This window comes from Qipengyuania sp. JB2-7 (assembly GCF_055693485.1).
In genome coordinates this window covers 19,931-33,811 of sequence record NZ_CM146335.1, presented here as the reverse complement: position 1 = coordinate 33,811, position 13,881 = coordinate 19,931, and the positions used below count along the sequence as shown (strand labels likewise).

The 13,881-nt window shown below is 56.3% G+C and carries 17 protein-coding genes and 2 pseudogenes; 12 read left to right on the top strand and 7 right to left on the bottom strand.

All coding sequences use genetic code 11. The features are described from left to right. Positions 1–18 precede the first annotated feature (18 nt). The gene (locus tag ACZ1GM_RS00195; RefSeq protein WP_472677217.1) at positions 19–969 is read right to left on the bottom strand and encodes a hypothetical protein; all 951 of its coding nucleotides are present in this window, start codon (positions 967–969) and stop codon (positions 19–21) included. Between the two features lie 233 nt (positions 970–1,202). Between ACZ1GM_RS00195 and ACZ1GM_RS00190 the strand changes: the two genes are divergently transcribed. The 4 genes and pseudogenes from ACZ1GM_RS00190 to ACZ1GM_RS00175 all read left to right on the top strand — a co-directional run bounded on the left by ACZ1GM_RS00190 (position 1,203) and on the right by ACZ1GM_RS00175 (position 2,623). Further along, the gene (locus ACZ1GM_RS00190; RefSeq protein ID WP_472677216.1) at positions 1,203–1,499 is read left to right on the top strand and encodes a hypothetical protein; all 297 of its coding nucleotides are present in this window, start codon (positions 1,203–1,205) and stop codon (positions 1,497–1,499) included. Positions 1,500–1,649: 150 nt separating this feature from the next. Further along, a pseudogene (locus ACZ1GM_RS00185) lies at positions 1,650–1,934 on the top strand (PilZ domain-containing protein); the annotation flags it as partial. 145 nt (positions 1,935–2,079) lie between these two features. Continuing rightward, positions 2,080–2,307, top strand: a complete 228-nt coding sequence (locus ACZ1GM_RS00180) for a hypothetical protein (RefSeq protein WP_472677215.1) — start codon at positions 2,080–2,082, stop codon at positions 2,305–2,307. A gap of 10 nt (positions 2,308–2,317) precedes the next feature. Continuing rightward, positions 2,318–2,623 (top strand): hypothetical protein, encoded by a 306-nt coding sequence (locus tag ACZ1GM_RS00175; protein WP_472677214.1) that lies wholly within the window; start codon positions 2,318–2,320, stop codon positions 2,621–2,623. Positions 2,624–2,753: 130 nt separating this feature from the next. Here the strand turns inward: ACZ1GM_RS00175 and ACZ1GM_RS00170 are convergent, their stop codons facing one another. Both ACZ1GM_RS00170 and ACZ1GM_RS00165 read right to left on the bottom strand, forming a co-directional pair. Beyond that, positions 2,754–2,996: a DUF2171 domain-containing protein gene (locus tag ACZ1GM_RS00170; protein ID WP_472677213.1), complete on the bottom strand. Its 243-nt coding sequence runs from the start codon at positions 2,994–2,996 to the stop codon at positions 2,754–2,756. A 111-nt stretch (positions 2,997–3,107) separates the two neighbouring features. Further along, a complete protein-coding gene (locus ACZ1GM_RS00165) occupies positions 3,108–4,364 on the bottom strand; it encodes a GGDEF domain-containing protein (protein ID WP_472677212.1) in 1,257 nt (418 codons plus the stop codon). Positions 4,365–4,680: 316 nt separating this feature from the next. Here ACZ1GM_RS00165 and ACZ1GM_RS00160 point away from each other — a divergent pair, with 316 nt between their 5' ends. The 3 genes and pseudogenes from ACZ1GM_RS00160 to ACZ1GM_RS00150 form a co-directional block, all read left to right on the top strand. Beyond that, complete coding sequence (locus ACZ1GM_RS00160; RefSeq protein ID WP_472677211.1) at positions 4,681–5,736, top strand: ribonucleotide-diphosphate reductase subunit beta; 1,056 nt, start codon at positions 4,681–4,683, stop codon at positions 5,734–5,736. Positions 5,737–5,868: 132 nt separating this feature from the next. After that, positions 5,869–6,315 (top strand): hypothetical protein, encoded by a 447-nt coding sequence (locus ACZ1GM_RS00155; RefSeq protein WP_472677210.1) that lies wholly within the window; start codon positions 5,869–5,871, stop codon positions 6,313–6,315. A gap of 717 nt (positions 6,316–7,032) precedes the next feature. After that, positions 7,033–7,332: pseudogene (locus ACZ1GM_RS00150) on the top strand (excalibur calcium-binding domain-containing protein); the annotation flags it as partial. Positions 7,333–7,363: 31 nt separating this feature from the next. On the opposite strand, the gene ACZ1GM_RS00145 reads toward ACZ1GM_RS00150, so the two are convergent. The 4 genes from ACZ1GM_RS00145 to ACZ1GM_RS00130 all read right to left on the bottom strand — a co-directional run bounded on the left by ACZ1GM_RS00145 (position 7,364) and on the right by ACZ1GM_RS00130 (position 9,926). Beyond that, the gene (locus tag ACZ1GM_RS00145; protein WP_472677209.1) at positions 7,364–7,828 is read right to left on the bottom strand and encodes a thermonuclease family protein; all 465 of its coding nucleotides are present in this window, start codon (positions 7,826–7,828) and stop codon (positions 7,364–7,366) included. Positions 7,829–8,377: 549 nt separating this feature from the next. Then, the gene (locus tag ACZ1GM_RS00140) at positions 8,378–8,821 is read right to left on the bottom strand and encodes a DUF4870 family protein (protein WP_472677208.1); all 444 of its coding nucleotides are present in this window, start codon (positions 8,819–8,821) and stop codon (positions 8,378–8,380) included. 212 nt (positions 8,822–9,033) lie between these two features. Beyond that, entirely contained in the window at positions 9,034–9,648 is a 615-nt protein-coding gene (locus ACZ1GM_RS00135) for a hypothetical protein (protein ID WP_472677207.1), read from the bottom strand. Between the two features lie 65 nt (positions 9,649–9,713). Next, positions 9,714–9,926, bottom strand: coding sequence for a BufA1 family periplasmic bufferin-type metallophore (locus ACZ1GM_RS00130; protein ID WP_472678594.1), 213 nt, complete (start codon positions 9,924–9,926; stop codon positions 9,714–9,716). 372 nt (positions 9,927–10,298) lie between these two features. On the opposite strand from ACZ1GM_RS00130, the gene argB reads away from it, so the two are divergent. From argB to ACZ1GM_RS00105, 5 genes are all read left to right on the top strand, one after another. Further along, positions 10,299–11,204 (top strand): acetylglutamate kinase, encoded by a 906-nt coding sequence (gene argB, locus ACZ1GM_RS00125; RefSeq protein ID WP_472677206.1) that lies wholly within the window; start codon positions 10,299–10,301, stop codon positions 11,202–11,204. A gap of 97 nt (positions 11,205–11,301) precedes the next feature. After that, positions 11,302–11,595, top strand: coding sequence for a YggT family protein (locus ACZ1GM_RS00120; protein WP_472677205.1), 294 nt, complete (start codon positions 11,302–11,304; stop codon positions 11,593–11,595). Between the two features lie 4 nt (positions 11,596–11,599). Beyond that, positions 11,600–12,493 carry a bifunctional methylenetetrahydrofolate dehydrogenase/methenyltetrahydrofolate cyclohydrolase FolD gene (gene folD, locus ACZ1GM_RS00115; RefSeq protein WP_472677204.1) on the top strand — a complete coding sequence of 298 codons (894 nt, stop codon included), beginning with the start codon at positions 11,600–11,602 and terminating at the stop codon, positions 12,491–12,493. Beyond that, positions 12,490–13,248 carry a hypothetical protein gene (locus ACZ1GM_RS00110; RefSeq protein WP_472677203.1) on the top strand — a complete coding sequence of 253 codons (759 nt, stop codon included), beginning with the start codon at positions 12,490–12,492 and terminating at the stop codon, positions 13,246–13,248. The genes folD and ACZ1GM_RS00110 overlap by 4 nt, the downstream gene beginning before the upstream one ends. A 10-nt stretch (positions 13,249–13,258) precedes the next feature. Then, positions 13,259–13,879 (top strand): MarC family protein, encoded by a 621-nt coding sequence (locus ACZ1GM_RS00105; RefSeq protein ID WP_472677202.1) that lies wholly within the window; start codon positions 13,259–13,261, stop codon positions 13,877–13,879. The last annotated feature ends 2 nt before the right edge of the window (positions 13,880–13,881 follow it).

Genomic DNA, 13,881 nt, shown 5'->3' with positions numbered 1-13,881 from the left:
ATTGGAAGGTAGCTTCAGCTACTTTCCATCCACCCAGCGCACAGTGGTTTTGTAGTATCTCAGCCCATCCCAGCTGGGTTTTTCTCTAAAGCTATAACGGCCACGTCTTGCTATCGCGGCACATGTAGAATTGCCGATCACTGGATACGTTCCTCGGCCTATCGGACGGCATGTTCTGACCCGTCCATCGACGCCAATGCCCAGCAGCACCCTGACGTCGATTTCGTATTGATACTTTGAGTCGATGGGGACATCGTCGAAATGGAACCGCGCTGAAAACTCGCCATCCCCTTTGTCGAGTAGAGCCTCTTCGGTGGCGTCGACCTCTGGCCAGGCCGCGCCGAAACCAAAACTCTGAATCACTCCAGTACTGACAGAAACCGCTCCTTCGTCCAGTAGTCTCCCCGACACATAAGCCCCAACCTCTTTTGTGGAACTCTTGTCTTTTGCCGCGCTTGACCGCGACCATTGTGCGATTTCCGTTTCTCCAAAAGCAATACAAATCTCGTATCCGGCTTTATCGCTAACTCTCTCTAGGTCCGCTTGGCAGCTTCCGACGATCCCATTCCATTCCAGCGTTAGCATAACCGGAATTCCCTGACTTCGGGGCATGAGTTTAACTGGCATATCGGGCTCCATTTTGCGGGTCAGCTTAACCTCCCGCTCTAGCACGCCGCGTTCAATTGGCAGGTCAAACCAGCGCGAATAGGAGAAACGAGCTTTGGTCAAAAATTCGTCGCAAATGGCTCTGACGAAGTAGTCGCGATTCCATTCTTCTGGTCGTTCAAACCAGCCGGTCCGTGTGCTTATCGCATTGCAGTCCACTGGCTTACCATTACCATCGAACCACATTTGGACACGTGCTGTGACGCCAGCGCGACCTTCCCAATCATTCAGCCCAAGCGCTTCGGCTGATGGCTTGAAATGTAGCTTTCCCGCACCGTCTATCGGAACCTGATTAGGCGTCACTTCCATCTTCTGAAAAGGCGTCGGGAAGCGTGGAGGGTTTCGATCTGCGCCCACTACTCTGATATCAGGGGGAATATCGAATTCTGGCTTTTTTTCTTGCGCAAGCAGGCCAGCTTAGCAGCCAAGGAACGCCGCGCCGATAAGAACTGCCATGCGTTTGAATTGAAAGGGCATCAGCATCCCGTACACGATGCCGGTTAATATCGGGTGAGATTGGTCTGATTGGGGTCTCAATGTCTATAAGGGAAACCCCCGCTAATCCTTGTATCTACCGCTTTGCCACTGATCGCCTATCTGATACTCAACATAGCCCTGCCGGATATCGCCACGCAAATGGTGGAGTTTTCATAAACACGACTATCCTTCTAATCGGGATTGTTGGCACACTCCTCGGCATTGCTTTTGCATTTAACGGGTGGCGGATGAAGGCATCGGATGACACATTTGCCCTGCGCATGAGCCTGATTCACATCATTCTCGGCATTTCCGCCATCGTGCTGACCTCGCTGCTTATCGTCGGTCTGTTCTGATCCAACTGCTGCGGGCAAAAACCAGAGCCGCTTATACTCAGAATTAACGCCTTCGCGACTACTACGCCCGCGCTATGAAGACGCGGCAAAAACCTCGCAAGGCGCTCACCATGCCCGTACCGGTATTTTACGGGCCTTGGGACTCCGGTTGATGTGAAACTCACCGATCTGTCGGAAGGTGGCTGTCGTTTTGCTACCGGTGGGCGCATGCTGCCGCTGGGTCACAGTTTGCAGATATATATCGGCAATTCAGGCCCGCATCTTGCGAGCGTGAAATGGGCCGACAAAGGCGAGGTTGGGATTACCTTTGCAAACCCGCTGGACACTGATCAATTTGATCGGTTTCAGAACAGTCACGTTCCTGACGGTACATTTGATACGCAATCGGTTGAATTTGAAACAATGCCCGAGGCCCCTCCCCGCAGGTTCTGCTAAAGCGCCACGTCGGTCGACGTATCGTCTCTCGTCGTCTTTTGTTGCTTACCTGACTTTACCAACGGTGTGCCATATGGTTTGTCCATATCCTAAGATGCGCAGTCGCGCGTTTAACGTCGGAAAGGTTGCAGACATGGGCATTATAATGGGTTTGATTATGGGGCTGCTCGGCGGCCCGGCGATCGCTTGGGCTGTGACACAAAAGGGCTCGCTCGAAGCGTTTGAGAAGCGCAAGCAGAAATTCGCAGAGGGTAAAGGAAAGAATCCCGAGCTCGACCCGTTTGGCCCCCACAAGACCTTCAGGCAGAATGCGATTATGGCCGGTCTGATTTTTGGCGCCATCGGCCTCGCTATCGGCACATTTGTCGTCTAACCTCTCCATCATGATTGGCAAGATAACATCTGCGAGGAAGGCGCGAGGCGTCGTTGCCTGTGCACTTGCCATTCTGTTTTCCGCATGCGCGTCACAAATTGATGCTGGCGTGGCGAAAGAGGCGGGCTCGCCCGGTTTCTGGTGGGGCTTGTGGCACGGGTTCATTTTCCCGTTTGCCTGGATAGGATCCTTGTTCGATCCTAACATCGCCGTTTATGCCGTGCCCAACCGTGGTGGCTGGTACGATTTCGGGTTTTTCCTGGGTATTACGGTGTTGGGCGGCGGCAGCTTTTTTGGATCAAAAAAGCGCGACTGACGCGCCCGTAACAGATACACTGGCACAACAAAAAGCCCCAGCGCGCTCAACCCACCTGTGTGAGGTTTGGGGAGCTGCGCCGGGGCAGTGTACGTCGCCATCTCGTGTGCGACGCTCTTAGTCGTCGTTCTTATGCGCCGACTGTTGCCTTGTTGCCGAGGCCTTCGGGAATACGTGCGCCTTCCTTCAGATAAATCCTGTTATTATCGATTTTCTCGACGTCATTGAGCGAGAGAAAATGGTGCATGTCATCCATGCTGTCTGACTTGGGCAGCTTGATCGCGTCATCTTGAACTGCGTCTACTGTACCCACGTGCAGGCCTTCGGTATTTACGACTTCCATATGTTCTTTGATACGTAGCTTCTCAAACATAATATCCTTTCCTTTTAATTGGTTACACGTATGTAACGGGCGAAAGGGTGTGTTCGTTCCGCAACTCGTCGAGGCTGAGGCACGGCTGACAGAATGGCTGGATTTAACTGGTCACGCGGCCAGAATATCCGCGCAAATCACGCGGTCGCGGCCTTGTCGTTTTGCCTGATACAGCGCTGCGTCAGCGCGCGCTATGATCCGCTCAAGCGCTTCTGCCTCGGTGGTGGACGCGTGCGCGATACCGATACTGGCCGTGAGTGGTGCTGTATCATCGGTATCAATGTCGAGTATCAATTTCCCAAGCTCTTCGCGCAGCTTCGCCGCAACCCGCTGGCCTTCGCCGCTCTTGCGTTCACGGACGACAACCACGAATTCCTCACCGCCATATCGCGCGGCAAGCCCGCCTGAGGCTTGCGCAATACGGTTCAGCAGCGCCGCAAACTGACGCAGATATTGATCACCCGCCAAATGGCCATAGGAATCGTTGAACTGCTTGAACCGGTCAATGTCGATCAGCAGCAGCGCGGTACGTCCGCGGCGCCAATCCACGGCCTGATACTTTGCGTGAAACTCGTTTTCGAAGTGGCGGCGATTGGCCAGCCCGGTCAGCGGATCGTGCTGTGACAGTTCGCGCAGCTGAGCATTGCTCTTCTCCAGCTCGCTGCGCAGCGCCTGATCACGCAACCCAAACAGAAACGCCCTGTTGCTGATTTCGAAGTGACGCTGGCCCAATACCCAACACGGCACACCGATAAGGCCCGTCATCAGGATATGGCTGAACTGCGCCAATGGCTCAAGCGGATTGGGCCAGAACCCGACCGCTATGGTAACAACAGCGTAAGTCAGGCCAAATCGTGCGCTCTCTCGCGGCGAGTATGGCACCAATAGCAACGCGACACCCAGCAGCATCGCACAGGCCATCGAATACCGCACAGCCATATCTGGTCCGGCATGGCTGGCCAGATGGATCGCGCCTGCACCGAATGAAATCAGGGAAAGCGCAGCCACAAGTTTCAGGCCCGCCACTTGGGTCGGCTTTAGCACCAGCAGGCCAATCGCGGCCAGCGGAACAGTGGTGAGCATCTTGAGGCCCAGAGCAAGATGCACCTTGTCCGGCACTGCGAGCACATCAATGGCGAGCGAGACCATCGCGACGATCAGCCCCATAATCAGCAAGAAGCGCAGTTCGGCGGCCACTGCCCCGTCTTGCCCGGCATTGCGCGCGGCCTGCAATTCCTCAGGCCACTCGGCAAATGGCACACGCTCGGACAGCACGCGTTCAACATGCTCACCGCTAACGGTGTCGCCCTGCTCGGCGGTTTTGCCATTGGGCAGACCGATGGGCCAAGATGAATACACACTCGCCATAACGCGCGCATACCGCAGACGCGCTTAAGGAAGGCGTTGCGAGTCTGGTATCCAAGGTCTTGGCAGACGTGGTGAAGGCATACTTAACATGCGATTCACGATGTTCGATCGGTAAGCGAAATCGCGATAGTTGGCGGTGATTGGCGGCCAGTTGCCTGCAATTGCGCAATGACCCCTATCGCCGCCGCCTACGCCCCATGCATTTTGTGCACCGAACAAACGAATTTTATCCCCGCATGTTCGATTGTTCTTGCTATCGAATCACGCATCTGATTCCCTATATCGGTACTTCACGCTGAACACCGGAGAACACAAGATGTCGTTGCTAGAAGCCAGAAAGACCTACAAGCCCTTTGAATACCCATGGGCCTATGACTTCTGGAAACGCCAGCAACAAATCCACTGGATGCCAGAGGAAGTTCCCCTGGGCGAGGACTGCCGCGACTGGGCGCAAAAGCTGACCGAGCATGAGCGTAATTTGCTCACCCAGATCTTCCGTTTCTTCACTCAGGCCGATGTTGAGGTGCAGGATTGCTATCACGACAAATATGGCCGCGTGTTCAAGCCGACCGAAGTGAAAATGATGCTCACCGCATTCTCCAATATGGAAACGGTGCATATCGCGGCATACAGTCACCTGCTCGACACAATCGGCATGCCCGAAAGCGAATATTCCGCTTTCCTCGATTATGAGGAAATGAAGGACAAGCACGACTACATGCAGCAATTCACCGTCGACACTGACGAGGATATTGCCCGCACGCTCGCCATGTTTGGCGGCTTTACCGAGGGGCTCCAATTGTTCGCAAGCTTCGCGATGCTGATGAACTTCCCGCGCTTCAACAAGATGAAGGGGATGGGCCAGATCGTCAGCTGGTCTGTGCGCGACGAGAGCCTGCATTGCGAAGGCATTGTCCGCATGTTCCACGAATTCGTGCGCGAGCGGGATTGCTATACCAAGGCGGTGAAGGAAGATATCATCGACATCTGCCAGAAGACCGTGCGGCTGGAAGATGCCTTTATCGACCTCGCCTTTGAAATGGGCCCGGTCAGCGGCATGACCCCGAAGGAAATCAAGAAATACATCCGCTATATCGCTGACTGGCGTCTGGGCCAGCTGGGGCTACAGCCGATTTACATGGTGGAGGAGCACCCGCTGCCATGGCTCACGCCGCTGCTGAACGGGGTGGAGCACGCCAACTTCTTTGAACAGCGCGCGACCGAATATTCCAAGGGTGCGACGAAGGGCGACTGGAACGATGTCTGGTCCAGCTTTGACAAGCGCAACAAGGCAAAGGCCGCGAACGAGGCCGGCGACGAAGCGATTGATGATGGCCCGGATATGTTTGAGGACGCTGAAGCGGCGGAGTGAAGTGGGGTGACTGAATAGGTTGCTTACTTCGACGGCTGCATTCACTAAACGCCGATGTCGAAGCGCTACATCATCTATTGTGATGAATCGGACACTAAAGGGAAGTTCTACTCCCACTTTTATGGAGGCGTCTTGATCGAGGCCTCGCGCCAAAAGGCGCTGCACGATGAACTGCAGGCTGTAAAAGATGATTTAAAAATCTTTGATGGCGAAACGAAATGGCAACAGATTACCAGTAATTACGCCGAAAAATACATAGCATTTGTGAATGCAGTGTTCGATATCATCGCCAGAGGTGACATGAAGCTGCGTATCATGTGTACTCAAAACAGACATGTTGCGCTTTTGGCGGACTATCAGATCGATAACGACTATTTTCTGCTTTACTATCAATTTATCAAACATGCGTTTGGTTTGCGTTATTGCGATGGCGGGGAAGGATCTTCTGCGGTACCGTGCTTCTTGACGACGTCCCACACAATGCTCAAAAATTTCAGGAATTTAAGGAATATCTGTCTTCGCTATCTACCTTCCCTGTGTGGAGTAGGATTGGATTTCGCATTGATAAAGAAGACATAGCGGAGATCAATTCAAAGGATCATAACGTTCTGCAAGCTCTCGACGTAGTCTTAGGTGGCATGCAGTCCCGTATGAACGAGAAACACACTAAACCTGTTCCGCCGGCTAAACGCAGGAGCAAGAGGGCGAGGGCTAAAGAGCAAGTTTATAAGGCGATAAAGGAGCGCATCTGGATACTTTATCCGCACTTCAATGTCGGTGCTACAACTGGCCATCCAAACGGCCCCGAAGACCGTTTCCAGATGCCATACAGACACTGGATCTTCGTCCCTCACAATGCACGCACGGATGCGAGCTTAACGAAAAAAGCGGCGGGAATAAGAAAGTGACCCCACGCAATTCTAATAATACCTCTCGCAGAGCGTGAGGCTTCGAAAAGCGCAGGGTCGTACTAGATATATGGGCTTTTCCTACAATTGAACACATCCGGTTGTAGCTGGACTCATATTATGCACAGGCTATCGCACAAAATCCACAGTTTATACACAAGGGAGATCGGCTCAACATAGCAGTTCCGGGGACGAGCAGTTCCGGCAGTTCCGGAACAACAGTTCCGGGGACGGTATACTAAATGATCGTTCAATCACGTCACCCCCGCGACGGCGGGGGTCCAGATAAGCCAACTTTGAACAAAAACGCCCTAGATTCCCGCTTTCGCGGGAATGACGATCACAGGAATTTTACCCGTCGCTAACTCTCTTGGCGCATCTTGCAGCCATGAAAAGCGCGTTCGAATTCGTCTTTGCAATCATAGTTCTGTGCGGGATCGGCTTGGCCAAATTCGGCATGCCGAATGGCCTTGAGCGCATGCTGACGTCTGATAGCGAAGAGTCATCACGACCAGCACATGCTTGGTCGCCGGAGGCTCAACGCGAAACGGGTATTCGCCAGATGGTACCCAGCTCCACTGGCGGCGTGTACTATCGCTATTGCGATGAAGCGCGCCGTGCCGGAGCAGCGCCGATCAGGCTTGGTGAACCCGGCTATTCTTCCCACCTAGACCGCGATGGTGACGGCATAGCCTGCGAGCCATATCGCGGCTCGCTAGCTAACACCACCCCTGTCGAACCCCATTCCATTCCTCAGCGAGGCCTTCATCGACCAGTGTGTCGCCCAGGCTCGCGCCGCCGCGTTCGATCACGCGGAGCTTGCGGCCATAGCGGTCCTCATCCCGGCCATCGGGGTTCGGGGCCACGGTAAACGCCCCCTCATTCAGTAAATACTGCATGCGGCGCGTAGCGCGGCGACCCAGACGCGCTTCATCGGCGCAACCCGGCTCGCTCACCTCCGGCGTGTTGATGTCAGCAATGCGGATTTTCGTGCCTTGATACCAGATCGTATCGCCATCCACGACGCAGGTAATGCGCGGGCCATCATCGCATATCGGGAAATACGCTTCCTCCAAATCGGAGGGAGTTGCGAGCAGTGCCGCAGCTTCAGTCTCTGGCACACCGCCGCCCAGCGACGGCGCAAAGAACACGGCAGTGAATGCGCCTAGCGGCAGGGCGATCATGGCGAGCTTTGTTTGTTTAGCCTCAAGCGCCGGCGTTCGCGTCCGCTCACTTAGGCTTCCGCGCCATTTGGCGCGACGCGCAGTCGCGCTTGCGGTCCGACCGTTGGCGGACCGAGCTGGCTCGAGCCCGTCAGGGCTCGCAAGGCCGGAAGCGAAGTCGAAGACGCAGCTGGCCAAAGGCCACCTGCAGGGCCGCCCGCAGCGATGCGATCTTTGATCGCGTGAGCGAGGAGATCGCGCGCCGGACGGCGTGCGGAAACTAAAGAATTGCCGGTTTCGCTTACCCCGCTTCTTCCTAAAACCAACTACATTACCCATGCAGGCTCAATGCCAGCACAGCTCTCAAAAACCGGTTAAATCGCCTCGCCCATGGAGCAGTTGGCTACGGGATCACACCTATGCCTGAGCCGGATTCAGTCAGCTTCGCTCATTCCGTTTCTCTAAGCGCGCGATTTCCTACCTACGCTGGCCGTGATAGCGCGGCGGCGATCCGACAATGTCCTACATTGGATCTATGAGACGCCTATGCGGGTGGCGCAGTTCAAATACTCAGAAAGCGAGCGTTTCCGGGTCTGGCATAGGTTCGCGTTTCTGCGCCTTGAGCATGCTCATCACGCTGCGCACCAGCACCCAGACGGCGATCACCGGAAACAGCAGGAAGCCGATGAGAACAACCATCAGCACGCTTGCCGCGATGCCTGCGACAAAGGCGATCCAGAATGTGCGGATCAGATAGGTGAAGTGCGATTCCATCCATGCGTCATTGTCGCCGCCTGCCCCTTCGCCTTTCCAGACATGGGCCAGGATGATGCCGACAATGCCGGACAGGCCAGTAATGAAGCTGCCGAGATAGCACAGGCTGATGATCGTGGGCCGGTTGAGATCAAAACCACCATTGGCGCTCGGCGGGCCGCCCGGTGTCCGGCGTTGTGCGGATTGGTCGCCGAATTTGACAGTACCGCCCGTCGCCGGTTTGTCTTGCGTGTCGCTCATGATGATAACCCCTCTTTTGCGCGGGCAGATTGTGGTCGCGCCCGCAAACAGGCATGCAGTCTATCAAGCGATGGGGGATACGCCAAATCTGTTATCCCCTGAGCGCGGCAGAGAGCTAACCGCACCGTTTGATAAGCGTTGCGCCCCAGCCACTGTCAGAGGCCAATCCACACCGGTGATAAAGAGCCATTTGCTGGTCAGGCCGCTATTGCTCACCAGGGGGGCGGTGGCGGATCAATCGGCTTGCTAAGGTCGAATTCCGCGCGGAATCTGCGCTTGTTCGGGGTAGGCCTCGTCAGCTGATAGACGAACTTTGGCGCGTCTGTGTCACTATCGGCGCTATCCACCCGAACGGTCCAGGTATTGGCCACCGATGCATCAAGCCCGGTGGCGCGGAACAGCGCGATGCTTTCCGTATCTGCTGGGAAATCCTGCCGCTGCGGTGTGCCGCCATCGGCGGTATCGCCACCATAATTGGTCACTTCATCCAGCGTGCCATCGCTATGCGCGTGGCGATGCTTGAGCCGCACACCCGTATCGGTTTTGGTGAATTGCCACGTTCGACTGCGGTTCCAGCCTTCATTGGGCTGACCAATGTGGAATGGGATGTTGATCTGCGTGTCGGAACATTCGGCAACATGCATAACCATCGCCGCGCCGCGAAGATCAGTGTCGACTTCTTCTTTGCTGACCAGCTTGCCCGCATAGGCTTTGCCGCAATGCGATTGCAGCGCTGACCAGAATGTACCCTGTGGGTTTGGATCGGTACGATCGCATCCGGCAATTGCCAGGCACAGAGCGGGGAGAAGCAAGCGCGTGCGGTTCATTCCCCCTTGTGGCACTAGGCGAGCCGCACTGCAATGGCGGCCCGCCCAATGATATCCGCGTTGAACTACGCCTGGATTGGTTCAAGCGAACCCGTGCCGTTTGGCGTTTCGGTCGCTTCGCATGTGCCAGCGTCGACATAAGTCCAGGCATTGCCCTGATAATCGACGGTCGATGTGCCCGCGCAGCTCGTGCCGGGGCCAGCCGCGCAATCGTTCTTTCCGGCAAGTGAAATGCCATAGCATTTTTCTTTGTCGCCGTCTTCAGAAGCCGCCGTCATTTCCGCTTCACCTGCTGCACCTGCTTCAGCGGCCATAGCTTCGTCTGCTTCCATGGTTTCCATGGCCATCGCGTCATCCGACATCGCTTCTTTGTCAGCCATCGCATCGCCATCTTCAGCCGCGCCGCCGCATGCCGCGACTGCCAGACCGGCCAGAATTGCAGTGCCAAAGTGAGCAGTTGATTTGAATTTCGCCATGATATGCGTCCTTTTCTCAAAAACGGAGCAGCGCAAAATGGCACCACCCTCCGGCCCCCGGTTCGTATGAACCTGCGCAAAGGTTACGCTTGGTAAGCGAAAGACGAAACCGCTTTGCGCCGGGTCGTGAAGCCAGCTAAGCGCTCTCGCCGTAAGTTTAGAACGGATTAGCTCATGAGCGCGAACGACACATCGATGGCGGACATTCAACAGAAAGCGCAGACGTTGATCGAAGCGCTACCATATTTTCAGCGCTATGCCGGGCGTACATTTGTGGTGAAGTATGGCGGCCATGCGATGGGTGATGAGGCCGCCGCGATGGAGTTTGCCAGCGATATCGTGCTGCTCAAAGCGGTGGGGATCAACCCGGTTGTGGTGCATGGCGGCGGTCCGCAAATCGGCAACATGCTGGAGCGGCTGGGCGTGGAAACGCAATTTATTGATGGGCTGCGCGTGACAGACAAAGCCACAGCAGAGATCGCCGAGATGGTTCTATCCGGTGCGATCAATAAGCAGCTGGTCGGCTGGCTGGCCAAGGCGGGCGGCAAGGCGATTGGCCTGTCGGGCAAAGACGGCAATCTGGTGACCGCGACAAAGCTGCAACGAACCCAGAAAGACCCCGATAGTCTGATCGAGAAGGCGCTGGATCTGGGTTTTGTCGGCGAACCGGCGTTGGTTGATACAACGGTGATCGACACTGCCAGCGAAAACGGCATGATCCCGGTTGTCGCGCCCATCGGTGCTGGTGATGATGGTCATACCTATAATATCAACGCCGACACCATGGCGGGCGCTCTGGCATCGGCACTTGGCGCGGCGCGGCTGTTTCTTCTCACTGATGTGGCTGGCGTGCTGAACAAGCAGGGCGAACTGCTTACCGATTTGAACCCTGCGCAGATTGCGGAGCTGCAAGCGGACGGCACAATCGCCGGGGGCATGATCCCAAAGCTTGAAACGTGCGTGAAAGCGGTTGAGGCAGGCTGCGAGGCGGCGGTGGTGCTGGATGGCCGTGTGCCGCATGCAATGCTGCTGGAATTCTTTACCGCGCGCGGAGCGGGTACGCTGATCAGTCAAGGTTAGGGAATTAGTTGGGGTGAGGGATAAGGCCCCTTGCACCCTCGTAGTGGGTGACTTACTTGGCTAAGACGGGCTGCAAGCAATAAGGACATAGGCATCAATGCAGGCGCTTTTCACGATCTATGAGATCATCAGCATGCTCACCAATGTTTTGGTGATGCTGGTCATCATTCAGTTCATTATCGGACTGCTGTTTGCCTTTAACGTGGTGAACCAGTCAAACCAGTTCCTTTCCAGCTTTTACAACGCAATCAACCAATTGCTTGATCCGATCTTGCGACCGATCCGAAACATTATGCCGGGTACGGGTGCGATTGATTTCTCGCCACTGGTGCTGATTATCCTGCTCAATGTCATTCTGATCGTGCTGTCTGGCATCTTGCGAGGAATGTAGCCACATGGCGGCAATTCGGATTGACGGTAAGGCGTTTGCAGCGACTTTGCGCGAGCGGGTCGGCGCTCTGGCAGGCGACTTCGAACAGGCGGCGGGGCGCAAGGCTGGTCTAGCCGTAGTGCTGGTCGGAGAAGACCCGGCAAGCCAGGTCTATGTGCGCAGCAAGGGCAAGGCGACCGTGGCGGCCAATATGGCAAGTTTTGAACACCGCCTGGCTGCCGATACCAGCGAAGCCGAACTGCTGGCGCTGATCGCAAAGCTTAATGCGGACGATGCGGTTGATGGCATTCTGGTCCAGCTACCGCTGCCCGATCACCTTGATGAGCAACGGGTCGTTGATCGCATTCTTCCAGAGAAAGATGTCGACGGGCTGACCCCCGTCAGCACAGGGCGGTTGGCCTTGGGCCTGGATGGGTTGGTGCCCTGCACACCGTTGGGCAGCCTGATGCTGCTCAAGGATCATCTGGGTGATTTGACGGGTATGAATGCAGTGGTGATTGGCCGGTCCATTCTGGTGGGCAAACCGATGGCGCAATTGCTGCTCGATGCCAATGCGACGGTCACTATCGCCCATAGCCGCACGAAGGATCTTCCCGATGTCGTGCGCCGCGCCGACATCGTGGTTGCTGCCGTGGGCCGGGCCGAAATGATCAAGGCGGATTGGCTGAAAGAAGGCGCGACGGTTATCGACGTCGGCATCAACCGTCTGCCACCTGAGCCGGGTGCGGAAAAGGGGCGCCTGGTGGGCGACGTCGATTATGCTCAGGCTAGCGAAAGAGTAGGCGCTATAACCCCTGTTCCCGGCGGCGTCGGGCCCATGACGATCGCCGTGCTGCTACGCAATACGCTGGTCGCGGCGCATCGCAATGCCGGATTAGAGGTACCAGAAAGCCTATGAGAACTGTTGCCGCTGTCGTTCTTGCTAGCCTGCTCGCTGGATGTGCCAGTGGCGGCCCGTCGCGCAAAGTGGTTGAGCGCTGGGAACGCGCTGTCGCGACGGCACCCGGTGCGGCTCAGCCAAGCAAGATCGTTGCAACCGAAATCGCCTATGCCCGCGCTGCGCAAGAGGATGGGCAATGGACAGCTGGTGTGGACTATGCTGCGGCTGGTGCCCTGTGGCATACGCGCAATGGCCCGACCGATGCGGTTCGGGTGATGAGCGCGCTGTCCGATCCTGCGCAATCGTCGGCTTGGGCAACGCGAACCGTGGTGATGAGCTGTGATGGTGAGCTTGCCGTAAGCCAGGGCCGCTTCATGGACGCAGAGCAGAAGGTTGGCAATTACGTGACCGTGTGGAAGCGCCAGACGGATGGCGAGTATCGCTGGCAATATGATGTTGCCGGGCGCGATGACCCGCAGCCCGCGCCGCGTATCGAGGAAGAGCTGCCCGAAGGCGCCATCGTTGTGACCGCGTTGGACACGATCAAGGGGCTGGTTGCCGACTGTACGCGCGGTCGCGAAGTCCCGCCGCCGCCAGCGTTGTCATTGGCGAGCGAGCATCCACAAGGTGCGATCCTGTCGCGCGATGGAACGCTACGCTGGCGCTGGGAACACCGCCCTGATGGGATCAAGTATTTTGCGGTCGATTTCTATTCCGGCGGCAAATGGCAAACCCCACTGGAAGAGGCGCTGACCTCACCGCCAGAGGGCTGAGTATCGTATCATGCACGAGCTTTTCATTTCCGCCTTTATCACGTTTTTTGTGGTTATTGACCCACCGGGCTGCGCACCAATCTATGCAGGCCTGACGAAGGCCGCGACCGCAGCGCAGGCGCGCAATATGGCGATCCGCGCATGCTTTATCGCGGCGATAATTCTGCTCATCTTCGCGCTATTTGGAGAGAGTCTGCTCGGCGCGTTGCACATCGATCTCGACAGTTTCAGAATTGCGGGCGGGCTGATGCTGTTCTGGATTGCGTTTGAAATGGTGTTTGAAAAGCGCACACAACGCCGCGAGGAACGCGCCGAAAAAGTGAGCGCTCGCGAAGTGGAAGACGTCTCGGTTTTCCCGATGGCCATGCCGATGCTTGCCGGGCCGGGCGCGATTGCGGCGATCATGCTGCTGATGAACGAGGCCGATGGGCTGGATCAGTCGCTGGTCGTGCTGGGCGCACTGGGTATCGTGTTGCTGATAACAATGGCGGCGCTGATTGCGGCCGGGCCTCTTATGCGTTTGTTTGGTGATGCATTCGAAGCAGTTGTCACGCGCCTGCTCGGCGTGCTGCTCGCGGCACTGGCGGCCCAATATGTGATCGATGGCCTCAAGGGTAGTTTCGGGATTTAGAG